General features: G+C 66.4%; 29 protein-coding genes. 10 read left to right on the top strand and 19 right to left on the bottom strand.

The window, feature by feature from the left end; genetic code table 11:
- Positions 1-27 precede the first annotated feature (27 nt).
- The 7 genes from acpS to folK form a co-directional block, all read right to left on the bottom strand.
- Positions 28-432, bottom strand: a complete 405-nt coding sequence (acpS, locus tag P73_RS03090) for a holo-ACP synthase (RefSeq protein WP_043868408.1) — start codon at positions 430-432, stop codon at positions 28-30.
- Entirely contained in the window at positions 429-884 is a 456-nt protein-coding gene (locus tag P73_RS03085) for a hypothetical protein (protein WP_043868407.1), read from the bottom strand. Before P73_RS03085 ends, acpS begins: the two co-directional genes overlap by 4 nt.
- A gap of 10 nt (positions 885-894) precedes the next feature.
- Positions 895-1,650, bottom strand: coding sequence for a pyridoxine 5'-phosphate synthase (locus P73_RS03080; RefSeq protein WP_043868406.1), 756 nt, complete (start codon positions 1,648-1,650; stop codon positions 895-897).
- A gap of 89 nt (positions 1,651-1,739) precedes the next feature.
- Positions 1,740-2,387 (bottom strand): DUF2062 domain-containing protein, encoded by a 648-nt coding sequence (locus tag P73_RS03075; protein ID WP_043868405.1) that lies wholly within the window; start codon positions 2,385-2,387, stop codon positions 1,740-1,742.
- Positions 2,388-2,411: 24 nt separating this feature from the next.
- Positions 2,412-4,529, bottom strand: a complete 2,118-nt coding sequence (locus P73_RS03070) for a RelA/SpoT family protein (RefSeq protein WP_043868404.1) — start codon at positions 4,527-4,529, stop codon at positions 2,412-2,414.
- 53 nt (positions 4,530-4,582) lie between these two features.
- The gene (gene rpoZ / locus P73_RS03065; RefSeq protein WP_043868403.1) at positions 4,583-4,936 is read right to left on the bottom strand and encodes a DNA-directed RNA polymerase subunit omega; all 354 of its coding nucleotides are present in this window, start codon (positions 4,934-4,936) and stop codon (positions 4,583-4,585) included.
- 82 nt (positions 4,937-5,018) lie between these two features.
- Positions 5,019-5,621, bottom strand: coding sequence for a 2-amino-4-hydroxy-6-hydroxymethyldihydropteridine diphosphokinase (folK, locus tag P73_RS03060; protein ID WP_245629229.1), 603 nt, complete (start codon positions 5,619-5,621; stop codon positions 5,019-5,021).
- 142 nt (positions 5,622-5,763) lie between these two features.
- Here folK and P73_RS03055 point away from each other — a divergent pair, with 142 nt between their 5' ends.
- The 5 genes from P73_RS03055 to P73_RS03035 all read left to right on the top strand — a co-directional run bounded on the left by P73_RS03055 (position 5,764) and on the right by P73_RS03035 (position 9,122).
- Positions 5,764-6,324 (top strand): LabA-like NYN domain-containing protein, encoded by a 561-nt coding sequence (locus tag P73_RS03055; RefSeq protein ID WP_043868402.1) that lies wholly within the window; start codon positions 5,764-5,766, stop codon positions 6,322-6,324.
- A gap of 91 nt (positions 6,325-6,415) precedes the next feature.
- Positions 6,416-7,366 (top strand): 4-hydroxy-3-methylbut-2-enyl diphosphate reductase, encoded by a 951-nt coding sequence (gene ispH / locus P73_RS03050; RefSeq protein WP_043868401.1) that lies wholly within the window; start codon positions 6,416-6,418, stop codon positions 7,364-7,366.
- Positions 7,363-7,974 carry a LysE family translocator gene (locus tag P73_RS03045; protein WP_043868400.1) on the top strand — a complete coding sequence of 204 codons (612 nt, stop codon included), beginning with the start codon at positions 7,363-7,365 and terminating at the stop codon, positions 7,972-7,974. The genes ispH and P73_RS03045 overlap by 4 nt, the downstream gene beginning before the upstream one ends.
- A gap of 66 nt (positions 7,975-8,040) precedes the next feature.
- Positions 8,041-8,502 (top strand): ribonuclease HI, encoded by a 462-nt coding sequence (gene rnhA / locus P73_RS03040; RefSeq protein ID WP_043868399.1) that lies wholly within the window; start codon positions 8,041-8,043, stop codon positions 8,500-8,502.
- The gene (locus P73_RS03035; protein WP_043868398.1) at positions 8,499-9,122 is read left to right on the top strand and encodes a trimeric intracellular cation channel family protein; all 624 of its coding nucleotides are present in this window, start codon (positions 8,499-8,501) and stop codon (positions 9,120-9,122) included. The genes rnhA and P73_RS03035 overlap by 4 nt, the downstream gene beginning before the upstream one ends.
- A gap of 16 nt (positions 9,123-9,138) precedes the next feature.
- Here the strand turns inward: P73_RS03035 and P73_RS25890 are convergent, their stop codons facing one another.
- From P73_RS25890 to def (P73_RS03010), 6 genes are read right to left on the bottom strand one after another with little or no spacing between them, the layout of a single operon-like run.
- Entirely contained in the window at positions 9,139-9,276 is a 138-nt protein-coding gene (locus tag P73_RS25890; protein ID WP_158401908.1) for a hypothetical protein, read from the bottom strand.
- A gap of 26 nt (positions 9,277-9,302) precedes the next feature.
- On the bottom strand, positions 9,303-9,545 hold the full coding sequence (locus P73_RS03030; RefSeq protein WP_043868397.1) for a hypothetical protein: 243 nt from the start codon (positions 9,543-9,545) through the stop codon (positions 9,303-9,305).
- Between the two features lie 9 nt (positions 9,546-9,554).
- Positions 9,555-10,460, bottom strand: coding sequence for a methionyl-tRNA formyltransferase (fmt, locus tag P73_RS03025; protein WP_043868396.1), 906 nt, complete (start codon positions 10,458-10,460; stop codon positions 9,555-9,557).
- Positions 10,457-10,960: a peptide deformylase gene (def, locus tag P73_RS03020; protein ID WP_043868395.1), complete on the bottom strand. Its 504-nt coding sequence runs from the start codon at positions 10,958-10,960 to the stop codon at positions 10,457-10,459. Before def (P73_RS03020) ends, fmt begins: the two co-directional genes overlap by 4 nt.
- Positions 10,957-11,448, bottom strand: a complete 492-nt coding sequence (gene def, locus P73_RS03015; RefSeq protein ID WP_043868394.1) for a peptide deformylase — start codon at positions 11,446-11,448, stop codon at positions 10,957-10,959. The genes def (P73_RS03020) and def (P73_RS03015) overlap by 4 nt, the downstream gene beginning before the upstream one ends.
- A complete protein-coding gene (def, locus tag P73_RS03010; RefSeq protein WP_043868393.1) occupies positions 11,448-11,969 on the bottom strand; it encodes a peptide deformylase in 522 nt (173 codons plus the stop codon). The genes def (P73_RS03015) and def (P73_RS03010) overlap by 1 nt, the downstream gene beginning before the upstream one ends.
- A 129-nt stretch (positions 11,970-12,098) precedes the next feature.
- On the opposite strand from def (P73_RS03010), the gene P73_RS03005 reads away from it, so the two are divergent.
- Positions 12,099-13,277: a MalY/PatB family protein gene (locus P73_RS03005; RefSeq protein ID WP_043868392.1), complete on the top strand. Its 1,179-nt coding sequence runs from the start codon at positions 12,099-12,101 to the stop codon at positions 13,275-13,277.
- Here the strand turns inward: P73_RS03005 and P73_RS03000 are convergent, their stop codons facing one another.
- Positions 13,278-13,625, bottom strand: a complete 348-nt coding sequence (locus P73_RS03000; RefSeq protein WP_043868391.1) for a hypothetical protein — start codon at positions 13,623-13,625, stop codon at positions 13,278-13,280.
- Positions 13,626-13,830: 205 nt separating this feature from the next.
- Between P73_RS03000 and P73_RS02995 the strand changes: the two genes are divergently transcribed.
- Positions 13,831-14,805 carry a glutathione S-transferase family protein gene (locus P73_RS02995; RefSeq protein ID WP_043868390.1) on the top strand — a complete coding sequence of 325 codons (975 nt, stop codon included), beginning with the start codon at positions 13,831-13,833 and terminating at the stop codon, positions 14,803-14,805.
- Positions 14,806-14,811: 6 nt separating this feature from the next.
- Here P73_RS02995 and P73_RS02990 read toward each other — a convergent pair whose 3' ends face one another.
- Positions 14,812-15,177 (bottom strand): response regulator transcription factor, encoded by a 366-nt coding sequence (locus tag P73_RS02990; RefSeq protein ID WP_043868389.1) that lies wholly within the window; start codon positions 15,175-15,177, stop codon positions 14,812-14,814.
- A gap of 273 nt (positions 15,178-15,450) precedes the next feature.
- Between P73_RS02990 and P73_RS02985 the strand changes: the two genes are divergently transcribed.
- Genes P73_RS02985 through P73_RS02975 form a run of 3 tightly spaced genes read left to right on the top strand, consistent with a single transcriptional unit; the run spans position 15,451 to position 18,537 of the window.
- Positions 15,451-16,407 carry a threonine-phosphate decarboxylase gene (locus P73_RS02985; RefSeq protein ID WP_043868388.1) on the top strand — a complete coding sequence of 319 codons (957 nt, stop codon included), beginning with the start codon at positions 15,451-15,453 and terminating at the stop codon, positions 16,405-16,407.
- The gene (gene cbiB, locus P73_RS02980; RefSeq protein WP_043868387.1) at positions 16,404-17,309 is read left to right on the top strand and encodes an adenosylcobinamide-phosphate synthase CbiB; all 906 of its coding nucleotides are present in this window, start codon (positions 16,404-16,406) and stop codon (positions 17,307-17,309) included. The genes P73_RS02985 and cbiB overlap by 4 nt, the downstream gene beginning before the upstream one ends.
- A 52-nt stretch (positions 17,310-17,361) precedes the next feature.
- Positions 17,362-18,537, top strand: coding sequence for a lytic murein transglycosylase (locus P73_RS02975; protein WP_043868386.1), 1,176 nt, complete (start codon positions 17,362-17,364; stop codon positions 18,535-18,537).
- A gap of 41 nt (positions 18,538-18,578) precedes the next feature.
- Here the strand turns inward: P73_RS02975 and smc are convergent, their stop codons facing one another.
- The 4 genes from smc to P73_RS02960 form a co-directional block, all read right to left on the bottom strand.
- Positions 18,579-22,034 carry a chromosome segregation protein SMC gene (gene smc, locus P73_RS02970; protein WP_043868385.1) on the bottom strand — a complete coding sequence of 1,152 codons (3,456 nt, stop codon included), beginning with the start codon at positions 22,032-22,034 and terminating at the stop codon, positions 18,579-18,581.
- A 183-nt stretch (positions 22,035-22,217) separates the two neighbouring features.
- The gene (locus P73_RS26150; RefSeq protein ID WP_169747676.1) at positions 22,218-22,370 is read right to left on the bottom strand and encodes a hypothetical protein; all 153 of its coding nucleotides are present in this window, start codon (positions 22,368-22,370) and stop codon (positions 22,218-22,220) included.
- A 101-nt stretch (positions 22,371-22,471) separates the two neighbouring features.
- Positions 22,472-22,846, bottom strand: coding sequence for a hypothetical protein (locus tag P73_RS02965; RefSeq protein ID WP_043868384.1), 375 nt, complete (start codon positions 22,844-22,846; stop codon positions 22,472-22,474).
- 35 nt (positions 22,847-22,881) lie between these two features.
- Positions 22,882-23,730 carry an MOSC domain-containing protein gene (locus P73_RS02960; RefSeq protein WP_043868383.1) on the bottom strand — a complete coding sequence of 283 codons (849 nt, stop codon included), beginning with the start codon at positions 23,728-23,730 and terminating at the stop codon, positions 22,882-22,884.
- Positions 23,731-24,012: the final 282 nt, after the last annotated feature.

Genomic DNA, 24,012 nt, shown 5'->3' with positions numbered 1-24,012 from the left:
ACATGGGGGGTGCGAGGTCCGGCGCCGTCAGCCTCTGCGCGGCCGTGCCTCGATCACGACGAAGGCCTGGGCCCAGGGGTGATCGTCGGTCAGCGTCACATGGATGATCGCCTCGTGTCCGGGCGGGGTCATCGCGTCGAGCCGCTCCTTCGCCCACCCCGTCACCTCCATGACGGGCTGACCGGTGTGAAGATTTCTCACCGCCATGTCCTTCCACGAGATCCCCATGGCGAGGCCAGTGCCCAGGGCTTTCGAACAGGCCTCCTTCGCGGCCCATCGCTTGGCATAGGTGCCGGCGACATCGCGGCGGCGTTCGGCCTTGCGCTGTTCCGTCTCCGTAAAGACGCGATCCTTGAACCGCGTGCCGAAACGTTCGAGCGTGCCCGAAATCCGGTCGATATTGGCAAGGTCGGTGCCGATGCCGAGGATCACTCGACGGCCTCGTATGCGGTGTCGATCTCGCCGGTGGACTGGTTCAGCACGACGGTGAGGCGCCCCGGCGCCGGATCCGCCGCGCCTTCGGGGATCCGTCCGGCGGGCAGGGTGAAGACGAGACCGCGTGCGGGATCGTATTCCGCCTCCAGCTCCGCGAAGCCCAGGCTCCAGAAGCCCGCGCCATCTGGCCTGTCCGCGATCACCCGGCACTGGCGCCCGCCAAGCTCGTCGCGCGGCGGCGAGAGCAGGAGCAGGTAGAAGGGCGATCCGGCCGGTTCGACCGTATCGAGAAGGGTCACGCGCACCTCGCCATTGGCGAAGGTGCGGGTCGTCTCCTCCCAGGGCTCCACGAGGTTGCGGGCATGGCTCTGCGACCCGCAGTCGATCACGGATTGCGCGGCAAGCGGCGCGGCGAGGAGGGCGAACAGGATCGGAAGCAGGCGTTTCATGGGCCCGAATTTAGCGCCCTGCCCGCGCTTCGTCCATCAGGCGGCGCATTTCCCGGATGGCGGGCCCGATGCCGCGGAAGATCGCCTCCCCGATCAGGAAATGGCCGATGTTGAGTTCGGCGATTTCCGGCAGGGCGGCGACGGGCTTGACCGTGTCGTAGGTCAGCCCGTGGCCGGCATGCACCTCGAGCCCGAGCGACTGTGCATAGGCGGCCATCTCGGTCAGCCGCTCCAGCTCGTCGTCGCGCTCGCGCAATTTTCCCTCGGCATGGAAATCGCAGTAGGCGCCAGTATGGAGTTCGACCACGGCGGCACCGATGCGGTGCGCGGCCTCGATCTGCGGCCGGTCGGCGGCGATGAAGATCGATACGCGGCAGCCGGCGTCACGCAGCGGCGCGATGAAATGGGCGAGGCGGTTTTCCTCCCGCGCCACCTCGAGCCCGCCTTCGGTCGTCCGCTCCTCGCGCTTCTCGGGCACGAGGCAGATCGCGTGCGGCCTGTGGCGCAGCGCGATCCTCTGCATCTCTTCCGTCGCGGCCATCTCGAGGTTGAGCGGCAGGTTCAGCGCCGCCATGAGCGCGTCGATATCCGCATCTGTGATGTGGCGACGGTCCTCGCGCAGGTGCGCGGTGATCCCGTCCGCCCCCGCCTCCTCGGCCAGCGTCGCGGCGCGCACCGGATCGGGATAGGCCGAGCCGCGCGCGTTGCGCACGGTGGCGACGTGGTCGATGTTCATGCCGAGGCGCAGCTTGGTCGGGGCGGTCATGGCGGTAGTCCTTGGGTCGTCGTCTCTGGCCGGACAATAACGTGCGTCTGCGGAAAGGAAACCGGCAATCCCCGCAGCCGGCGCGCGGATCAGTCCGAAGGCGGCTTCGTCCCCGCTTTCTTGCGGCGCAGTTCCTCGAGCTTGGCCTTGAGCCGGCCACGGCGGCGATGCTGATAGGCGGCGATCATCGGCAGGATGACGAAATAGCCCGCGAGCCCCGCGGCGATCCCCGGAAGGATCCCGCCCACGAGATAGGGCCAGAACACCTCGTGCACGAAGCGCGACAGGGCGTCCCAGTTCATGTCCTGGTTGGTGAAGAACGCGACGAGATTGCTCCACAAGTCGTCCGCGGCATCGTAGAACTTGCCCGCAAAGGAGCGCTCGTGCGCCTCGGTGAAGCTCGTGCCGAGGATGAAATGGCCCATCTTGAGCGAGACGATGCCGATCGGCACATAGGTCAGCGGATTGCCGACGAAGGTCGCCAGGAGCGCCGCGATGACATTGCCGCGCGCCAGTTTCGCGAGAAGGTAGGCGATGACGAAATGCAGCCCGTAGAAGGGCGTAAAGACGGCAAAGATCCCCGCAAAGACGCCGCGGGCGATCTTGTGCGGCGTGTCGGGAAGGCGATGCAGCCGGTGCTGAAGATAGCGCGCGCTGCGCGACCAGCCGCCCTTGGGCCAGATCGACCGCGCCACCCATTTCAGCGGCGTGAGTTTATCCCGACGCTTGAAGACCAAAATTCCCCCGCTGGTTCTCCCGTCTCAGGGCTTTCTGTCCATGTTTCTGTAGCGGCGCACCCGTGCGACGTCGTTTTCCGCCTCGAGCGCCAGCATCACCGCGTGAAGATGCTCCACGTCCCGCAGGTCGACATCGACGATCAGCCGGAAATAATCCGGTTTGCGGTCGATGAAGTTCAGGTCGGAGATATTGGCCTTCTGCTCGCCGATCACGGTGCAGATGCGTCCCATCACGCCCGTGTCGTTGGAGATCGTCAGGTCGAGCGAGACGGTGTGCTCGGGCGCATGCGGCCCGGCATGCCAGTGCAGATCGACCCAGCGATGCGTCTCCGCCTCGAGCTCGGCCAGCGCCGGACAGTCGATGGCGTGGATGACCACGCCCTTGCCGCGATAGGTAATGCCGACGATCCGTTCGCCCGGCACCGGCTGGCAGCAATTGGCGCGGTTGTAGCTTTCGCCGTCGGACAGGCCGAGCACCGCGCGCCGCGCGTCGATTTCGCCGCCCTGCCGCACGAGTTCGGGATAGACGGCGCGCACCACCGCCGCCGCGGAAAGCTCCGCCGAACCGAGCCGGGCGAGAAGTTCCTCCGCCGAGGTGAGCGAAAGCTGCTTGGCCGCCGTGGCGAGCACCTTGTCGGTCGCCCGCTTGCCGACATGGTCGAAGGCCACGCGCACGAGTTCGCGCCCCAGCTTGACGAAACGTTCGCGATCCTCCTCGCGCAGGGACTTGCGGATCGCGGCCTTCGCGCGGCCCGTCACGACGATGTCGAGCCAGGTCGCCTGCGGGCGCTGGCCCTCGGCGGTGAGGATCTCCACGCTCTGCCCGTTCTTCAGCCGCGTCCAGAGCGGCACGCGGATGCCGTCCACCTTCGCGCCAACGCAACTGTCCCCGATCCGGGTATGGATCGCATAGGCATAGTCGAGGGGCGTGGCGCCTTTCGGCAGGCTCACGACCTCGCCCTTCGGGGTGAAGGTGAAGACCTTGTCGGAATACATCTCGAGCTTCACATGCTCGAGGAATTCGGAGTGATCCTCGGCGTTCTCGAACCGTTCGGTGAGCTGGGCGAGCCATTTCGCCGGATCGACGGCAAAGGGGTTCTGCGCCCGCACGCCGTCGCGGTAGGACCAGTGCGCGGCCACGCCGCTTTCGGCCACCTCGTGCATCTGGCGGGTGCGGATCTGCACCTCGACCCGCTTGCCGTCGCGGCCCGACACCGTGGTGTGGATGGAACGGTAGCCATTCGATTTGGGTTGGCTGATATAGTCCTTGAACCGGGTCGGCACGGCGCGCCAGCGCTGGTGGATCACGCCGAGGACGCGGTAGCAATCCATTTCCGACCGGGTGATGACGCGAAAGCCGTAGATGTCGGAGAGGCGGGAGAAGCTCTGCTGCTTCTCCTCCATCTTGCGCCAGATCGAATAGGGTTTCTTCGCCCGGCCGAACACGTCGGCGTCGATGCCCTCGCGGTCGAGTTCGGCACGGATGTCGTTGGTGATCTTGTGGATCACGTCGCCGGTTTCGCGCTGGAGCGTGATGAAACGGCGGATGATCGAATTGCGCGCCTCGGGATTGATCACCCGGAAGGACAGGTCCTCAAGCTCCTCGCGCATCCACTGCATCCCCATGCGACCGGCAAGCGGAGCGAAGATGTCCATCGTCTCGCGCGCCTTCTGAAGCTGCTTTTCCGGCTTCATCGACTTGATCGTGCGCATGTTGTGCAGGCGGTCGGCGAGTTTGACGAGGATGACGCGCAGATCCTTCGACATCGCCATGAAGAGCTTGCGGAAGTTTTCCGCCTGCTTGGTCTCCGTCGAGGACAGCTGGAGGTTGGTGAGCTTCGTCACCCCGTCGACGAGTTCGGCGATTTCCTCGCCGAACCGGCGGGCGACCTCGGCATAGGAGGCGCGTGTATCCTCGATCGTGTCATGCAGAAGCGCGGTGACGATCGTCGCGTCGTCGAGCGCCTGCTCGGTCAGGATGGCCGCGACCGCGACGGGATGGGTGAAATAGGGTTCACCCGAGCGGCGAAACTGCCCCTCGTGCATCTCGCGCCCGTAGGCGTAGGCCTCCCGGATCAGATCGGCATCGGTCTTGGGATTGTAGTTGCGGACCAGTGCGATCAGGTCTTCGACGTCGATCATTTCGGTCCGCGAACTCCGTTCTCCGGGGCATCCGGGCGCGTGCGCGCGCCGGCTTACTGCTGCCCCTGGGCTTCCATCAGAGCCCGCAGGAGTTTTTCCTCGGACATGTCGTCATCCGCGGGCTTGTCCTGTTCCTGCCCCATCAGCAGCGCCATCTGATCGTCCTCGGGCTCATCGACCTCGATCTGGGTCTGCTGGCTCTCGATCATGCGCTCGCGCAGGGCGTCGGCGGACTGGGTCTCCTCGGCGATCTCGCGCAGGGCCACCACCGGATTCTTGTCGTTGTCGCGGTCGACGGTGAGGTGCGAACCGGAGGCGATCTCGCGCGCACGATGCGCGGCGAGCATCACGAGCTCGAAACGGTTCGGAACCTTGTCGACGCAATCTTCAACGGTCACGCGGGCCATGGGATCTCCAATCGTACTGACTGACGGGGGTTGAGCGCCCTATGTAGGCCCAACCCTCCTTCTTGACAAGCGCCGTTTCCCCCTAATTCACGAGGATTTCAAGCCCCGCAACCGCTTTTACCGCGGTTTTCTCCGCCTCGGGTCGGGCGGCGAGCATCTGTGCGACGGTTTGGCCGAGCACGGGGTGGCACCAGTCCGGCGCGAGATCGGCGAAGGGAATCAGCATGAAGGCGCGATCCTGGATGCGCGGATGCGGCAGGATGAGCTCCTCGGGGGCGCGGCGGCGCTGGTCCTCGACCGGCAGGTCGATCCAGCCGCGCACCGCCTCCGCATCGGGACGGATCTCCCCCTCCATCGCCAGGAGATCGAGATCGAGACTGCGCCCCGCCCAGCGCGTCTCGCGCGTCCTGCCGAACTCCGCCTCGATCTCGTGAAGCCGCGCCAGAAGCGCCTCAGGGGCCAGTGCGGTGCGGATCCCGACCGCGAAGTTCAGATAATCCGGCCCTGCGCCGGCGGGAAAACAGGGCGTTTCGTAGATCCGGCTGCACGCTTCGAGTCCGACGTCCGGCCCGGCGAGCCGCGCGGCAGCGGCGCGCAGGGTGACGAGGGGCGCGCCGACGCCAGAGGGCAGATTGGCCCCGAAGGCGATCCATGCGCGTTTTTTTGCAAATTCTGCCGTAATCACGCTGACGCCCCCTGTTCGGGCCCTATATTTTTAGACAAGTTCCCGTTTGGCATGTTTCATACTACTCACACGCACAGAAAGCCACGACAATGGTCTGCCAATTGGGACGGACCCAAGAATCAAACCCAAAAGGATCCCGTAAATGTTTTACAAAGATGAACGGCTTGCCTTGTTCATCGATGGGTCGAATCTCTACGCCGCTGCGAAGTCGCTCGGGTTCGATATCGATTACAAACTTCTCCGACAGGAATTCATGCGCCGCGGCAAGCTGCTGCGTGCCTTCTACTACACCGCCCTGCTTGAAAACGACGACTACTCACCGATCCGCCCGCTGGTCGACTGGCTGAACTACAACGGGTTCAGCATGGTCACGAAACCGGCCAAGGAATTCACCGACTCCATGGGCCGCCGCAAGATCAAGGGCAACATGGACATCGAACTGACGGTCGACGCGATGGAACTCGCGCCCCGCGTCGATCATATCGTCCTGTTCTCCGGCGACGGCGATTTCCGCCCGCTGGTGGAGAGCCTCCAGCGCCAGGGCGTGCGCGTGTCCGTCGTCTCCACGATCCGCACCCAGCCGCCGATGATCGCCGACGAGCTGCGCCGCCAGGCCGACACGTTCATCGAGCTCGACGAGCTGCGCGAAGTGATCGGCCGCCCGCCGCGCGAGCCGCGCGACGACGACAGCGACGACAACTGAGAGTGCCCCCGCCGCGCGCGGGGGTCATCGTTTGGAGACGTTGCACTCCGGCGCACAAGCCAATACCTGTGGGAGAGAACAGGAGCGCGCCATGACCAGATCCCCTCTCACCCTTTATCTCGCGGCACCGCGCGGCTTTTGCGCGGGCGTCGACAGGGCGATCAAGATCGTCGAGATGGCGCTCGAGAAATGGGGGCCGCCGGTCTATGTGCGCCATGAGATCGTGCACAACAAGTTCGTGGTGGACGGCCTGCGCGAAAAGGGGGCGGTCTTCGTCGAGGAGCTCGCCGAATGCCCGGACGACCGGCCGGTGATCTTTTCCGCCCATGGCGTGCCGAAGGCCGTGCCCGCCGAGGCGGCGAAGCGCGAGATGGTCTATGTCGACGCGACCTGTCCGCTGGTCTCCAAGGTCCATATCGAGGCCGAGCGTCACCACGAGAACGGCCTCCAGATGATCATGATCGGCCATGCCGGACACCCGGAGACCATCGGCACGATGGGACAGCTTCCGGAGGGCGAGGTGCTTCTCGTGGAGAAACCGGAGGACGTGGCGGGGCTCGAGGTGCGCGATCCCGACCGGCTCGCGTTCATCACCCAGACGACGCTGTCGGTCGATGACACCGCCGGGATCGTGGCGGCGCTGAAGGCGCGGTTTCCGGCCATCGTGGGGCCGCACAAGGAAGATATCTGTTACGCCACAACCAACCGGCAGGCGGCGGTCAAGGCGATCGCGCCCGCGATCGACGCGCTCCTGGTGATCGGCGCACCGAACAGTTCGAACAGCAAGCGCCTCGTGGAGGTCGGCCGCGCCAATGGCTGTGCCTATTCCCAGCTCGTGCAGCGCGCCGCCGACATCGACTGGCGCGCCCTCGACGGCATCCGCGCCGTCGGCATCACCGCCGGGGCCTCCGCCCCGGAGGTGCTGGTCAACGAGGTGATCGACGCCTTCGCCGCGCGCTTCGACCTGACGGTCGAGCGCATCGAGACGGCGCAGGAGAATGTCGAGTTCAAGGTGCCGCGTGTGCTGAGGGAACCGGCATGAGCGTCGAATTCCTGCTGACCACCTTCATCGTCTGCCTCGCCCCCGGCATCGGGGTGATCTATACCCTGTCCACCACGCTCGGACGCGGCTTTCGTGCCGGTCTGTGGGCGGTTCTCGGCTGTACCCTGGCCACCGTCGTCCATCTCGGCGTGGCGCTCGCCGGCCTCGCCGCCGTGCTGCACAGCTCCGCATTGCTGTTTTCCGCGATCAAATATGCGGGCGTCGCCTACCTGCTTTACATGGCCTGGGGGACACTCAGGGGCAGCGGAGCCCCGGAGGTGACCGCCGATCCCACACCGCAGCGCCCCCTCACCCTCGTCCGGCGCGGGGTGCTGCTGAACCTCCTGAACCCGAAACTGCCGATGTTCTTCGTCGCCTTCCTGCCGCAGTTCATTCCCGCACGGGCGCCGGACGCGACACTGCGTCTGATCGAACTCGGCACGGGCTTTGTCGCCGTGACCTTTGCCGTGTTCCTGATGTACGCGATGGCAGCAGGCTGGCTGCGGACGCGTGTGGTCGAAAACGAGAGCGTCATGAGCTGGATACGCCGCGTCTTCGCCGCCTCCTTTGCCGGGCTGGGCGCGAAACTCGCCCTCGAGCGGACATGACCTGGGCGGACGGGACACGCACGGGGCTTGACGGCACCGCCCGGCGCTATATCACCCTGCTTTGTCATGGCTGAATTCTACGCATATACCGACGGAGCCTGCTCCGGAAATCCCGGTCCCGGCGGCTGGGGCGCGCTGTTGCAGGCGAAAGAGGGCGACAGGGTGCTCAAGGAACGCGAGCTGAAGGGCGGCGAGGCCGAGACCACCAACAACCGCATGGAGCTTCTCGCGGCGATCTCCGCGCTGGAGACGCTGGGCCGGCCGACAGAGATCACCGTTGTGACCGACAGCGCCTATGTGAAGAACGGCGTGACCGGCTGGATCCATGGCTGGAAGCGCAACGGCTGGAAGACCGCGGGCAGGAAGCCGGTCAAGAACGTCGATCTCTGGCAGCGGCTCGACGCGGCGCAGCGGCGCCACACCGTGATCTGGGAATGGGTAAAGGGCCATGCCGGCCACCCGGAGAACGAACGCGCCGACGAGCTCGCCCGCGCGGGCATGGCGCCATTCAAGAAGGCGTCCGCATGACGCTGCTCGCGGCGCTCGATTACGGGGCCGTATTCGTCTTTGCCCTCACCGGCGCGCTGGCCGCCTCGCGCGCCCAGCTCGACATCGTCGGCTTCGCCTTCCTCGCCTGCCTCACCGCGGTCGGCGGCGGGACGATCCGCGACCTGCTGATGAACCGCGAGGCGGTGTTCTGGGTCGCCGATCCGGCCTATATCCTCATTGCCTGCGCGGTCGCCGCCGTCACCTTCTTCACCGCGCATCTTCTCGAAAGCCGCCGCAAGGCGCTCGAATGGGCCGATGCCGTGGCGCTCGGGATCGCCGTCGCGGCGGGGTCGGGCGTGGCCCTTGTCCAGGGTCATCCGCCCGTCATCGTGGCGCTGATGGGCGTGGCCACCGGATGCTTCGGCGGGCTGATGCGGGACGTGGTCTGCAACGAGGTGCCGCTCGTGCTCAGGCATGGTGAACTCTACGCCTCCGCGGCGCTCGCCGGTGCGGTCGCGGCCATCGCCGCCGACGGCCTCGGGGCGCCCGCGATCCTCGGCTATGCCGCCTGTGCGGCCCTCACCTTTGCGCTGAGGGCGGGGAGCCTCGCCCTCGGCTGGTCCCTTCCGGTCTACAAGTCGCGCCCGCCGCGGTCGTGAACCTCGCGGGCCCCGACTACGCCTTGATGTACCAGGTCGCGGCGATGCCGAGGCAGCAGGCGACGAACCATCCGCCGGGCCGCATCATCAGCCAGAGCGCCAGCGCGAAGAGGATCCGCGCCACCATTCCCGGTATCGAGAGCAGACTGAACATTCACTTGCCTCCCTTGCCGGCCGTCCTCAGTCCCGCCGCCGCCAGTGGGTCGGCACGATGATCAGCGCGCCGAGCGAGGAGACGACCGCATTGAGACCGGGCGAGCGCAACCCGATGCCGAACATCAGCTTGACGAAATAGGCCAGGAATGCGCCGCCGACGCAGATGATGATCGACTGAAGATAGCCGTTGCGGGTGAAGCCGGACTTTTCGGAGGCATAGCCCACGATGCCCGCAATCACCACCGTACCGATCAGGACCGGAAACATCTGCTCACCTCATTCGAAACGACTGCCCTCCGGCAGGTCCAGACCTCTCAGGATCTCTTCGATCTGCATAGCACGTTTTCCCTCCCGCTGCGCAGAAAGAATCTCGACGGCCCCTTCGCCACAGGCGATCGTGAGCGCCCCGATCACCGCGCCGGGCGCTCCCTGCCCATCGGTCACCCGCGACAGGTGGAATTTGATGCGCTCGCCGCGGAACGTGGACCACGCGCCGGGAAAGGGCGAGAGGCCGCGGATCTGCCGGTCGATCTCCACCGCGGGGCGCGTCCAGTCGATCCGGGCCTCGTCCTTGTCGATCTTCTTTGCATAGGTAGCCCCCGCCTCCGGTTGCGGCGCGGGCGTCAACTCGGGGAGCCTCGCGAGTGCCTCGACAATCGCTTTTGCGCCCAGATCCGACAAACGGTCGTGAAGGGAGGCCGTGGTGTCGCTTTCCCCGATCTGCGTCACACGCCGCAAGAGGACGGGACCGGTGTCGAGCCCCGCCTCCATCTGCATGATGCAGACGCCGGTCTCCGCGTCGCCCGCAAGGATCGCACGATGGATCGGCGCGGCTCCGCGCCAGCGCGGCAGGAGCGAGGCGTGGATGTTGAGACAGCCGTGTCGCGGCGCATTGAGAACGGATTGCGGCAGCAGGAGACCATAGGCCACGACAACCGCGACGTCGGCCCCGAGATCGGCGAAGGCCGCGACCTCCGCGGGATCGCGAAAATTCGCCGGATGGCGTACCGGGAGGCCGAGCGACATGGCGCGGGCCTGCACCGGGGTGGGACGGTCCTTCTTTCCGCGCCCGGCCGGCCGGGGCGGCTGGCAATAGACGCAGAGGATGTCGTGTCCGGCCTCCACCAGCGCGTCGAGCACCGGCACGGAAAATTCCGGGCTGCCCATGAAGATCACCCTCATCGCATCGCCCCCGCCTTCTTCGCCTTTTTCAGGAACATCTGTTTCTTCACCGGCTTCAGGTGGTCGAAATACATCTTGCCGTTCAGATGGTCGATCTGATGCTGCACGGAGGTCGCCCAAAGCCCGACGAAATCGCGCTCCTCGATCTCGCCCTCCGTGTTCAGGAACCGCACCGTCACCGCGCGCGGGCGGGAAATCACGGCGGACACGCCCGGCAGGTTCGGGGAGGCTTCCTCATGCTCGCGCATCTGCACGGAGGCATGGAGGATCTCCGGGTTGGCCATACGGACGGCCTTGCCGCGGTCCTCCGAACAATCGACGACGGCGAGTTGCCGCATCACGCCGATCTGCGGCCCGGCAAGCCCATAGCCCGGCATCGCGTCCATGGTCTCCACCATGTCGTCCCAGAGGTGGCGGATCTCGTCGGTGACGGCCTCGACCGCCGGCACCTTCGTCTTCAGTCGCCGGTCGGGATAGGGCACGAAGGGGCGGGCGGTCATCTGTAGATCTCCTCGAGCCGGGCGCGGGTCTTCGGATCGAGCCGGTCGAAATGCACCCGCCCGTCGAGATGGTCGGCCTCGTGCTGCACGATCCGCGCTTCGGTGCCCGCGAAGGCACGCTCCTGCCGGGTTCCATCGAGATCGGTCCAGCGCAGGGCAACTCCCGCGGGGCGCGTCACGGCGGCGGTGACGCCGGGGATCGACAGGCAGGCCTCGTCCATCTCGCAGGTTTCCTCGGAGACGGACAGGATTTCGGGATTGATCGCCACGAAGGGCGTTCGCTCCCCCTCCTTCCATGTCGCATCCATCACGAAAAGCCGTGACATCACGCCGACCTGCGGCGCGGCGAGACCCCGCCCCGGCGCGTGATACATCGTCTCGAACATGTCGGAGACGAGCGCGCGAATGTCGTCGGTGATCGCGGCAACCGGCGCACAGGCAGTGCTCAGCCGCACGTCCGGCCAGAGCACGATCTCCCGCACAGCCATCAGGCCCGCGCCTGCTCGCGCTTGAGCTTCTGCATCTTGCGCGTGATCATCTGGCGTTTCAGCGGCTTCAGGTAGTCGATGAACAAGACCCCGTCCAGGTGGTCGATCTCGTGCTGCACACAGGTCGCCCAGAGCGCGTCGAATTCCTGTTCATGCGCCTTGCCCTCGACATCCTGCCAACTCACGCGCACCGACTTCGGGCGCTCGATCTCGGCATATTGGCCGGGGATCGACAGGCAGCCTTCCTCATAGATATTGCGCTCCTCGCTCTTCCAGGTCACCGCCGGGTTGACGAGGACCATCGGCGCGGGGGTGCCGTCGGCCTCCTTCACGCAATCCATCACCAGGAGCCGCTGCATCACGCCGACCTGCGGCGCGGCAAGGCCGATGCCCGGCGCATCATACATGGTCTCGAGCATGTCGTCGGCAAGCTTCGCGAGATCGCGGCCGAAAGCGGACACGGGATCGCAGACCTTCTTCAGGCGCGGGTCGGGATGGATGAGGATCGGTTTCAGCGTCATGCCACGCATTTAGTGGATGGCAGGCCCGCGCGCAACTGTCCGCGAGACGCGTTGAGCGGGCCGATTTGGCCTTTCGTTCCGCCTGCGACTGCGCCTAACGTGGCCGCGGCAGAGACAAGAGGAGCCCCCATGAGCGACGTTCTTTTCGACGAAGTCATCCCCCGCTTCGGCACCCATTGCGCGAAATGGGACATGATGGAGCCGCTTTATGGCGTGCCGGCGCGGGACGGGATCGCCATGTGGGTCGCGGACATGGACTTTCGCCCGCCTGCCGTGGTGCAGGACGCGGTGCGCCGCATGGCCGATCACGGCATCTACGGCTATTACGGGGATCCGGGCGACTACCACGCGGCGATCCGGTGGTGGATGCGGGAGCGCCACGGCTGGCGCGTGGAGGACGAATGGATCTTCACGACGCACGGGCTTGTCAACGGCACGGCGATGTGCGTCGACGCCTTCACCCTGCCGGGCGACGGTGTCGTTCTCATGACGCCGGTCTACCACGCCTTTCACCGGGTGATCAAAGCCGCCGGACGGCACGTCGCGGAATGCCCGCTCGCGCTCCGCGACGGTCGGTACGAGATGGATTTCGACGCCTGGGGCGCGCGCATGACCGGGCGCGAAAAGATGCTCGTGCTTTGCTCGCCGCACAATCCCGGCGGGCGCGTCTGGACCCCCGCCGAACTCGAGGGCGTCGCGGACTTCTGCCGCCGCCACGACCTGATCCTCGTGTCGGACGAAATTCACCACGACCTCCTGATGCCGGGACATCACCATACGCCGATGGCGCTGGTGGACGGCGTCGAAGACCGGCTCGTGATGCTGAGCGCGACGACGAAGACTTTCAACATCGCGGGTTCGCATGTCGGAAATGTCATCATCGCCGACGAGACGCTGCGCGGGCGGTTCGCGGCGCGGATGGCCGGGCTCGGCATTTCGCCCAATTCCTTCGGGATCGAGATGGCGATGGCCGCCTACAGCCCCGAGGGCGCCGCCTGGGTCGACCGGCTCACCGCCTATCTCGATGGAAACCGCCGCCTGTTCGACGCCGCGGTGAATGCGCTGCCAGGCGTGCACTCGATGCCGCTCGAGGCGACATATCTTGCATGGGTCGACTTTTCCGGCACCGGCATGGCGCGGGAGGAGATCCTCCGGCGCGTGCAGGAGGAGGCGCGGATCGCCCCCAACCATGGGCCCACCTTCGGCACGGGAGGCGAGGATTTTCTGCGTTTCAACCTCGCGATGCCGCGCAGCCTCGTGGAGCGCGCCTGCGAAAGGCTGACGGAGGCCTTTTCCGATCTCCAGTGATTAGCGCGGAAGGAGACCGACCGGCGCGTCATCCGGCCGGTCGTAGTCGAGCGGCGGTCCCTCCCGATGCTGCGTCGCGCGCTTGAAGTCAAAGCTCATCTCGTGCCCGTCCTCGCGGGCGGCAACGATCAGCGCCTGGTAGAGATGCCGGGCTCCGTCATAGACGTCCACCAGCCCGCGCAGATGCTCGGTATTTTCCCGATCAAGGGCAAAACCGGTCTCCCAGCTGCGCAGGATCGGATAGGTTTCCTCTCCCACCCGCACGCGCAGGCGGTTCTTTTTCTTCAGGTCGCGCCTGCGCGCGAGCTCGAGACCCTCGAGCACCTCTTTGGGCAGAAAATCCGTCATGGCAGACCTCCGGGGGCAGCGGACCGTGGTACTCACACAACCAGAATGACCGGCATTTGGTTTCCGTCAAGCTAACGGATTTCACCTTTCGCCCGTTCCGTCGCGTCAGCTGTGTGCGGTCACGCACCGGCACTGCGCCGTGACAGCGATTTGCGGGCGGTCCGTCCTGGACTACCTGTCCTGCGAAGCATTCAGGGAGAAAGCGATGGGCTATCTGGAAGACGGCGTCTGGAACACGGGCTGGTACGACACATCCGCGTCAGGCGGGCGGTTCGAACGCACCACGACGAAATTCCGCAACTGGGTCACCGCCGACGGATCGGCCGGTCCCTCGGGCGAGGGCGGGTTCAGGGCGGAGGCCGGTCGCTATCACCTCTATGTCTCCTATGCCTGCCCCTGGGCGCATCGCACGCTGATCTTCCGTGCGCTGAAGGGGCTCGGGGAACTGATCTCCCTCTCCGTCGTCCATCCCGACATGCTTAGGGATGGCTGGAGCTTTTCGACCGACTTTCCCGGCGCGACGGGCGACACGCTCCTGGGCAAGCCTTTTCTGCGCGATGTCTACACCGCCGCCGATCCGCAGGTTTCGGGCCGCGTCACCGTCCCGGTGCTCTGGGACAAGGCGAGCGGCCGGATCGTGTCCAACGAATCGGCGGAGATCATCCGCATGTTCAATTCCGCCTTCGACGGGATCACTGGGGACACACAGGATTTCTGGCCGGAGGAAAAGCGGGAGGAGATCGCCGCCCTCAACGACCGGATCTACGACACGGTCAACAATGGCGTCTACAAGGCCGGCTTCGCCACCACACAGGATGCCTATGACGAGGCCGTGCGCCCGCTGTTCGACAGCCTCGACTGGATTGAGGGCATTCTTGCCGAAAAACGCTATCTGACGGGGGATGCGCTGACCGAGGCGGACTGGCGGCTCTTCACCACGCTGATCCGCTTCGACAAGGTCTATCACGGCCATTTCAAATGCAACAAGCGCATGCTGAAGGACTATCCCAATCTCTGGGGTTATACGCGCGAGCTTTACCAGGTGCCGGGCGTCCGGGAGACGACCCATTTCGACCATATCGTGCGCCACTACCATTACAGCCACGACACGATCAATCCGCACCGGATCATCCCGATCACGCCCGATCTCGACTTCGACGCGCCGCACGGGCGAGGCTGAGCTCCGTCAGGGCGCGGTCTGGCCGTAATGCTCCACCAGGGCCGTCAGATCGTCGGGATCGACGCGCTTCGGCACGAAGGCACAGGCATTCGCCGCATGCTGGAAGATCGAGCCGTCTGAAAAGAAGGACGTGTTCGTCGTGAAGATCACGCGCGTTTCGGGATGCCGGAAATGCGCGTAGTCTGCGACGGCGAAGGCCGAGCCGCCGCGGAGCACGAGATCGAGGACAATGAGATCCGGCGCCGGACCGTGAAGCCGGGCAATCGCCTCCTCCTGTCCGGTGACGGCCGTCACGGATATGCCTTGCCCTTCCAGATGGCACTGCCAGATCCGCGCGAGATCCGGGTTACTTTCAACAATCAGGACTTGCATGGATTCAGGATTCAGGTCCGTGGCAGCAGTCCGGCACGAACCTTTCGAAACATTTCCGACCAGCCGGTGGTCCACCTTATCGGCGCATGGTCCGCCGGGTCAACGCCATTCCCACCGCGACGCCACGTCCGAAAGATAAGATTTTATCTTGCGCTTGTCCCGCAGGCTGGCAAAACAGGCGCCATGACCCACGCTCCTGCCCCCTCCTCCCGGCCCCGCACCCCTTGCGACCCCCCCCCCCCACACTCCGGACGGGATCGCGGGAAAGGCGCGATGAACGGGGGACGCGATCACGGCGGCGGCCTCGATGCTGCCGTGGCGCAGTATGGCGGGCCGAAATCCGACTGGCTCGACCTGTCGACGGGGATCAACCCGGTGCCCTATCCGGTCGGTCCCATCCCCGCCGAAAGCTGGACCGCCCTTCCCGACACGGCGGCACGGGACCGCCTGATCCGCGCCGCGCGAACCTTCTGGAACGTGCCGGACACGGCGGAGATCGTGGCCGCCCCCGGCGCCTCCAGCCTGATCGCGCGCATGCCCGCTCTGAGCGGAGAGGACCGCGTCCATATTCCGGGGCCGACCTATAACGAACACGCGGCCGCTTTTCGCGCCCATGGCCGGCAGGGGGGGGAGGATCCCCGCGCGCCGGTTCATGTCCATGTCCATCCGAACAATCCCGATGGCCGCCTCTGTCCCGCCGGCGCGCTCGGCGGACGGGCGCTGACGATCATCGACGAGAGCTTCTGCGACGTGATGCCGGAGCGGTCGCATGTCGCTCGGACGGCCGAGCAGGGCGTCGTGGTCCTCAAATCCTTCGGCAAGTTCTGGGGGCTCGCCGGGCTGCGCCTCGGCTTCGCCATCGGACGGCGGGAGACCTTACGTCCCAAAGATCGTCCCTCGATCGAAGACCTTCTTGGTCCGTGGTCTGTCTCGGGCCCCGCCCTCGATCTCGGAGCGCGGGCGCTCGGGGACGAAAGCTGGGCGCAGGCGACCCGCGCGCGACTGGCACAGGATTCTGCGCGCCTTGACGCCATAATGCACAAGAAGGACGCAAGATCCGTGGGTGGCGCCACGCTGTTCCGCCTCTACGAAGTCGACGATGCGCAGGACTGGCAGGACCGTCTCGCCCGCGGGAAAGTCTGGTCCCGGATCTTTCCCTATTCGACGCGCTGGCTGCGGCTCGGGCTTCCCGCGCCGGAGCGCTGGCAGCAGCTCGAGGCGGCGTTGTGAGCACGGCTTGCCTGCTCGCCCTCGCGATGGCGCTCGACGCGGTGCTGGGGGAGCCGGGATGGCTCTGGTCTCGCGTTCCGCATCCCGCGGTGCTTCTCGGGCGGCTCATTGGCCGGGCCGACCGTGCCCTCAACCGCGGGAGGGGCCGCAAGGCAAAGGGCGTGGCGCTCGTCGCCGGGCTGGTCCTCGGAAGCGCGGCGCTGGGGCTGATCCTCGCCCGGTTTCCGTCCCTCGAAGTGATCGGCGCCGCGATCCTTCTCGCGCATAAATCGCTGATCGAGCATGTACGCGCCGTTGCCCGCGCGCTCGAACTTTCCCTCGCCGAAGGGCGCGCCGCGGTCGCGATGATCGTGGGCCGGGATACGACCGAAATGGACGGCGATGCGGTGGCGCGGGCCGCGATCGAATCCGCGGCGGAGAATTTCTCCGACGGGGTGATCGCGCCCGCCTTCTGGTTTCTGCTGTTCGGCCTTCCCGGCATGCTCGTCTACAAGGCGGTCAACACCGCCGACAGCATGATCGGGTACCGCACGGAGCGGCATCGCGACTTCGGCTGGGCGGCAGCGCGGCTCGACGATCTCCTCAACCTCGTGCCCGCGCGCCTGACCGCGCTTCTCCTGTTTCCCTGGAGTCGCCCGCCGAGCCTCTGGCGCGGCATCGTCGCGGAGGCGCGGCGCCACCGCTCGCCGAACGCTGGCTGGCCCGAAGCGGCGCTGTCGCGCAGCCTCGGCCTCGCGCTGTCGGGACCGCGCAGCTATGACGGCGTGCGGACGGAGTATCCCTGGGTCAATCCCGAGGGCCGCCGGTCCCTGACGCCGCACGACATCGACGCCGCCTGCGTGCGCCTCTGGGTCGCCTGGGCCGTCTGCCTCACCCTCCTCGTCATTCTGTCATTTGCCTGAACTCCCCCGCGCGGCTAGGGTGACGCCGAACTCGTGTCTTACAGGTGATATCATGCGGTCCCTCAGCCTTGCGCTCCCTCTCCTCCTCCTTGCCACGCCCTCCCTGGCGCAGGTCAAATGCGGGGGAGATTTCGGCTCCTTCGTGAGCCAGATAAAAAACGAAGCCATGTCCCGCGGCTACGATGCCGCGACGGTGGACCGGTTCTTCGCCTCCGCCCGCCACGATCCCGCAGTGATCCGGGCCGATCGCGCGCAGGGAATCTTCCAGAAGGATTTCATCGAGTTTTCCCGCGCGGTCATCAGCCAGAACCGGATCCAGAACGGCGCTGCCAATGCGTCGCGCCAACAGGGCGTCTTCGACCGGATCGAACGCGAGTTCGGCGTATCCCGCGGCGTGCTTCTCGCCTTCTGGGCGCTCGAGACCGACTTCGGTCAGGTACAGGGCGATTTCAACACGCTCAACGCCCTGATGACCCTGAGCCACGACTGCCGCCGGCCGGAGTTGTTCCAGCCGCAGGTCTTCGCCGCGCTCGAACTCTACCGCCACGGAGATTTCGATCCGGCGGACACCAGGGGTGCCTGGGCGGGAGAGATCGGCATGGTCCAGATGCTGCCGAAGGACATCCTGGAGAACGGAGTCGACGGCGACGGCGACGGCCATGTGCGGCTGAAGACTTCCGCCCCCGATGCGCTCATGTCCGGGGCGAAGATGCTGCGGCATCTCGGCTGGCGCCCGAACGAACCCTGGCTTCAGGAGGTCGTGGTGCCGCAAGGCCTCGACTGGTCGAGAACCGGTCTCGACCACGAACTGCCCGTGGGCGACTGGGCGCAGCTTGGCGTGAAACCCCGCAGCGGCTCCTTCGCGGCATCGAACCTTCCCGCCTCGCTGCTCCTGCCGATGGGGCGCAACGGGCCGGCCTTTCTCGCTTATCCGAATTTCGACGTCTTTTTCGAATGGAACAAGAGTTTCGTCTACGTGACCACGGCCGCCTATTTCGCCACCCGTCTCGAGGGGGCGCCGGTCTATGCGGCCGGAAATCCGGAGCCGGGCCTGTCGGGGGCCCAGATGAAACAGCTCCAGCAGAAACTCCAGGCGCGGGGGCATGACGTGGGCGGGGTCGACGGAATCCTGGGGGAGAAGACCCGCGAGGCGGTCCAGAAGGAACAGATCCGTCTCGGGATGCCTGCGGACGCCTGGCCGACGACAACGCTGCTCTCCCGCCTTTGATCAAACCAGAACAGAATATCCGGCTCTGATCGCGCGAAACGTCACGCGACCAGAGCTTCGGCTTTCTTGAGATCGACGGAGACGAGCTGGCTCACGCCCTGTTCCTGCATCGTCACACCGAACAGCCTGTCCATGCGTGCCATGGTCACGGCGTGGTGGGTGATGACGAGGAAACGCGTATCGGTGCGCTGGGTCATCTCGTCGAGCATGTCGCAGAACCGCGTGACATTCGCATCATCGAGCGGCGCATCGACCTCGTCGAGGACGCAGATCGGTGCGGGATTGGCCATGAAGACCGCGAAGATCAGCGCAAGCGCCGTGAGCGTCTGCTCGCCCCCTGACAGCAGCGACAGGGTCGAAAGCTTCTTGCCCGGCGGCTGGCACATGATCTCGAGCCCGGCCTCGAGCGGATCGTCGCTTTCGACCATCATGAGCCTTGCGTCGCCACCGCCGAACAAATGGGTAAAAAGCATGGTGAAATTCGCGTTCACCTGCTCGAAGGCCGTCAGCAGCCGTTCGCGCCCCTCCCGGTTCAGCGAGGCGATGCCCGAGCGCAGCGTCTTCACCGCCTCTTCCAGATCCTCCTTTTCCTTCACGAGGGTATCGTGCTCCTCGCGCACCTCCTTCGCATCCTCCTCGGCACGCAGGTTCACCGCGCCGAGACTGTCGCGCAGGCGCCTGAGACGGTTCACGTCCACCTCGATCGTCTCGTGCGGAGGGATCGTGGCCGGATCCACGTCAAGCTCCGTGAGCAGCCGCGCCGGTGTCGTTTCCAGCTCCTCGCGAATGCGCTCGACCGCCGCCTCGACGGTTTCGCGCGCCGCATCGCGCCGGGCCTCGGCCGCAGCCCGGATCTCGCGCGCCTCGGAAGCCACACGCTCCGCCTCCCGCTCGGCGCTCACCGCGTCGCGCAGTGCGGTTTCCGCCGTCGCCAGCGCATCCGCCGCCGTCTCGCGCCGAGTCTCCGCCGCGGCAATCTGCTCCATCAGCATCTCGCGCTGATCGGCGATCTCCTCCGGCCGGGCGGCCGCCTCCTCGAGATCCTCTTGCGAACTTTCCTTCCGCTCACGCAATTCCGCGATCCGCCGGCCTGCCGTCTCCAGCCGGTGCCGCCAGCCCGAAAGCTCCTTCGTCACCTCCTGCGACCGGCGGGTGCGGGCCTCGCCCTCGCGGCGGATCTCGTCATGGGACGAACGCCGGGTCATCATCGTGATCCGCGCCGCCTCCACCGTGAGCTTGACCTGTTCGATCTCCGCCCGCGCGGCATCGAGATCGGGCAATTCGCGTAGCGCCGTCTCCGCCTCGCGCAGCCGCTGCTCGGAGGCGCGTGCCTCGTCCTCGTGACGTGCCACGGCAAGGCCCAGGGTCTCGACCTTGCCCTCGGCGAGGGTTCGGTCGTTTTCCGCCCGCGAAAGCGCCCGTGCAGCCTCCGACAGCGCCCGATCCGCCTCGCGCCGGGCCTCGCGCGCGACGCGATCCTCCTCGGTCAGGCGGAGGAGTTCCGCCTTGAGATGGTCATGCGCCTGGGCCGCGCCCGCCGCCTTCGCCTCCGCACCCACGAGATCCTGTTTCAGTTCTTCGAGACGGTTGAGCTGTTGCAGCCTGAGTGCCGCGGCGGATGGCGCGTCTTCGGCACCGGCGCGGAAACCGTCCCAACGCCACATGTCGCCCTCGCGCGAGACGAGCCGCTGGCCGGACTCGAGATCGGCCTGAAGCCGCGCCCCCTCCTCGGCCTTCACCAGCCCGACCTGCGTGATGCGACGGGACAGGACCGGCGGCACCTCGACGTGTTCGGACAGGGGCTCCACCCCCATCGGCAGGTCCGGCTCGTCCTCGTAATCGGGCAGCGCAACCCAGCCGGAGGCCTGGTAGCTTTCGATCTTCGGCTGTCTCAGATCGTCGGAGAGGGCAGCACCGAAGGCCTTTTCATATCCCGGTTTGACCCGCACGAGATCGAGGATCTGCGTTCCCGCGATCTGGTCGCGTTCGAGCATGCGTGCGAGCGCCGCGACCTCGGCCTTCAGCGCGCCGACCTCGCCCTCGGCTTCCGAGCGGGCGGCGCGGGCCTGGGCCTCCCGCGTCTGCGCCTCGGTCCGGGCATCGTCGGCGGCCATCAGCGCGGCCTCCGTCTCCTCGGCCCGCGCCTGCGCCTCTTCCTGTGCCGCCTCCGCCATGTCGAGCGCCTCGGCCGAGCGGCCGAGCGCCTGTTCCCCGTCAGCGACCGCCGCCCGCGCCCGATCCGCCTCCGACCGGGCGCGTTCGAGCGATTTGCGATTGTCCTCCACAAGCCGGGTCGCGGATTGATGTCGCGCGGCGAGGCGGGCGACGTCTTCCGTCATCTGCGTCAGCGCCGTCTCCCGGTCCGCGAGGATCTGGCTCGCCTCCGCGGCCTCCGCCGAGGACTGGCTAAGCCGCTGGCCATGCCCTTCGGAGGCCTTGACGAGTTCCTTCTGTTCCCATTCGAGCCGGGCAATGGTGTCGTCCGCGTCGCGGTTCAACTGCTCCTCGCGTGCCATATCGGCGGCGAGCTGTTCGATCCGGCGGGTCAGGGTGGCGATCGCCTCGCGGGCGCGCGTCTCCTCCTCGGCAAGCTGGTCGCGGGAGACGGTGAGACGCTGGAGGACGGCGGCGGCAATGGCCTCCTCCTCGCGCAGCGGCGGCAGGGCGCTTTCGCGCGCCTCGCGCTGCTTCGCACCCTCGCGTGCCAGCCGCTCCGCCTCCGCCGCCTGCCGGAGCCGGGTGCGCAGAACCTCCTCCGCGTCGCGTCGCGCCTGATCGGCATCAAGCCAGCGGCGGTAGTGCAAAAGCCCCTCGGCGTGGCGCAACTCCGTGCCGATTTCGCGGTAACGCGCGGCCTGACGGGCCTGACGCGCGAGAGAGGCGAGCTGGCCTGCGAGCTGTTCGACGACATCGTCCACGCGCGCCAGATTCGTCTCCGTCCCCTTGAGCTTCAGCTCGGCCTCGTGCCGCCGCTGGTAAAGCCCGGAGATCCCGGCGGCCTCCTCGAGCACGCGGCGGCGCGCCGTGGGCTTCGCGTTGATGAGTTCGGAAATCTGCCCCTGCCGCACGAGGGCGGGCGAATGCGCCCCGGTCGAGGCGTCCGCGAAGAGCATCGAGACGTCGCGCGCACGCACGTCCTTCGTGTTGACACGATAGGCCGACCCCGCGTCACGGGTGATGCGGCGGATGATTTCGAGACTGTCCTGATCGTTGAATCCGGCGGGAGCGAGCCGTTCGGAATTATCGATCGTGAGCGCCACCTCGGCGAAGTTGCGCGCAGGCCGGGAGGCGGCACCCGCGAAGATCACATCCTCCATCCCCGCGCCGCGCATCGCCTTCGGCCGGTTCTCCCCCATCACCCAGCGCAGCGCCTCGAGCAGGTTCGATTTCCCGCAGCCGTTCGGCCCGACGACCCCGGTCAGCCCGTCCGCGATCACGAGATCGGTCGGGTCGACGAAGCTCTTGAAGCCGTTGAGACGCAGACGGGTGAAACGCAAGGAGGGGCCTCCGGATGATTCAGCGTGGATCCGAAAACTGTCCGGGACCGGCCGGCGCGTGTCAACGGGAACACCGCGAGATATGGGAAAACCGGCGGAGTTATCCCCAAAATATTGCGAATCCGCCTCCGTGAAGAGGGTGACGTCGCGGGCAGCGGCGCGGTTCCTTCCCGCCCTGCCCCGTCACTTTGCCTTCGACTTCTCCGCAGCCGCCTTCATCCGGGCCAGAAGCTCCGCCTTCGGCGCCTGTTTGCCTTTCGGCTGCTGCCGCTTGTGCGCGCCGTGTTTCGGCGCCGGGGAGGGTGACTTTGCGCCGCCCATTTTCGAATAATCCATCGCAAAGACCTCTCGCGCTTTTCCCAGCCAATGCCCCGAAACTCAGCACATGGCAAGCGCGGGTCGCGGCACCGCCGGCACCCTTCCGCCGTTGCAGGCCCTCAGCGCGACCAGCGGCCCCACGGCCTCGTCTTGCAGGTGCCTTCGACCCAGCGCGGCGCGCCCTCGCTCCCGGTGCAATCGAGCCGCCCCTTCGTGATGGCCTGATCGCCGACGAAGCTACCACGCTCGAGACGGCATCCCGTCACCTGTACCACCGCGGTTTCCATCTCGATCAGCACGAGGCGCCGGGAGGGCGGCGGAAACACCGGATTGATCCGGTGCACCTCGACGCAGTCGCGGGTTTCCTCCGTATAAACGCGATAGCTGTTCTCCCCGACGTCCACGCTGGCATATCGCGCCGCGGCGAGGCCGGGGCTGTCGGCGGCACAGCCGGACAGGAGGAGGACGGAGACCAGGATCGGGAGCTGTCGCATGGGCCGACAGTGCGCCGATCAGGATTAACAAAGGATTAAAAACGTCCCGGCTCTCCGCGTTTCGGGTCGAGAAGGTTCGACGGCCCCGCCTCCAGCACCTCGACCACATCCCCGAGGACGACATTGCCCTCTTCCTCCACGACCAGGTTCTGGCCGAAAACAATCTGGCCCGTCGCCGCACGGTGGATCCGTCGCAGGGTCGCAAGCGGTTCGTTGCCGTGGGTGCGCTCCCCGGTCGCGGGATCCTGTGTCGTGATCACGCAACGTTCGCAGGGCTTCACCATGCGCAGGACGGCCCTGCCGATCCGGATCCGCCGCCAGCTGTCCTCCGCCCAGGGGCCGAAATCCCCCGACACGACGAGATTGGGCCGGAACCGTCGCATTTCCACCGGATGCGCCAGTTCGGCGTTCAACTCCTGAAGCGAGGGCTGCGTCGTCAGGAGAAGCGGGAAGCCGTCGCTCAGCGCAGTGAAATGCGCACCGGGCGCATAGGCGGGATCGACGCGGCGCCGGGCGCTGTCGGGGAAATAGACAAGCCGCACCTCACGCTCGAGCGCGGAGGACAGGAAATGCGACGCGTAATTCCCGCAATCCTCCACCCCCTCCACCTCGGTCGAGAAGACCCTGACCGTGACCTGGGCGCCGGAGGGGAAAGGCACGTCCATGCGCTCCCCCTCGAAGGACAGGGACATACCGTAGGAGGTCGAAACCGCGTTCAGGAGCGCAAGCCGCGGCAGTTCGCGGCGGGTCGCCACGATGCCGTTGGGATAGATCACGGCCCAGCGCCGGTCGCCGTCGATACCCAGAGGCGTCACCTGTGCGGCGGCAAGGTCCGTCCCTGCGACGCTTTTCACAGGATAGGTGGTGATACGCGAAAGTTTCATCCTTCCCCCGGCAGATCCGCTCCTTGAGACGAGTCCAGTTAAGCGATTCGAATTCAAAAGAGCAGATGTCTGTAAAGACAGGCCGCCCCGCCCGCCGCCACCACGCCTAGGTCTCCGGGACGGTGAACAGGGCACAGGAGATCTATCAAATATCTAATTGATATATATCAAAAAATATGTCCGACCCATCCGAATCGCATGCTCGCCGCATCTTCAACAGGTATGCGTGCCTCACACCGCCGCGACAGCCGACGGAGCATCCTGCCCCCGAACGACCGCCCC

Source organism: Celeribacter indicus (assembly GCF_000819565.1).
Taxonomy (GTDB): Bacteria; Pseudomonadota; Alphaproteobacteria; order Rhodobacterales; family Rhodobacteraceae; genus Celeribacter; species Celeribacter indicus.
Note: the sequence above shows the minus strand (reverse complement) of the source record. Positions and strands in the feature narration are given on the sequence as shown.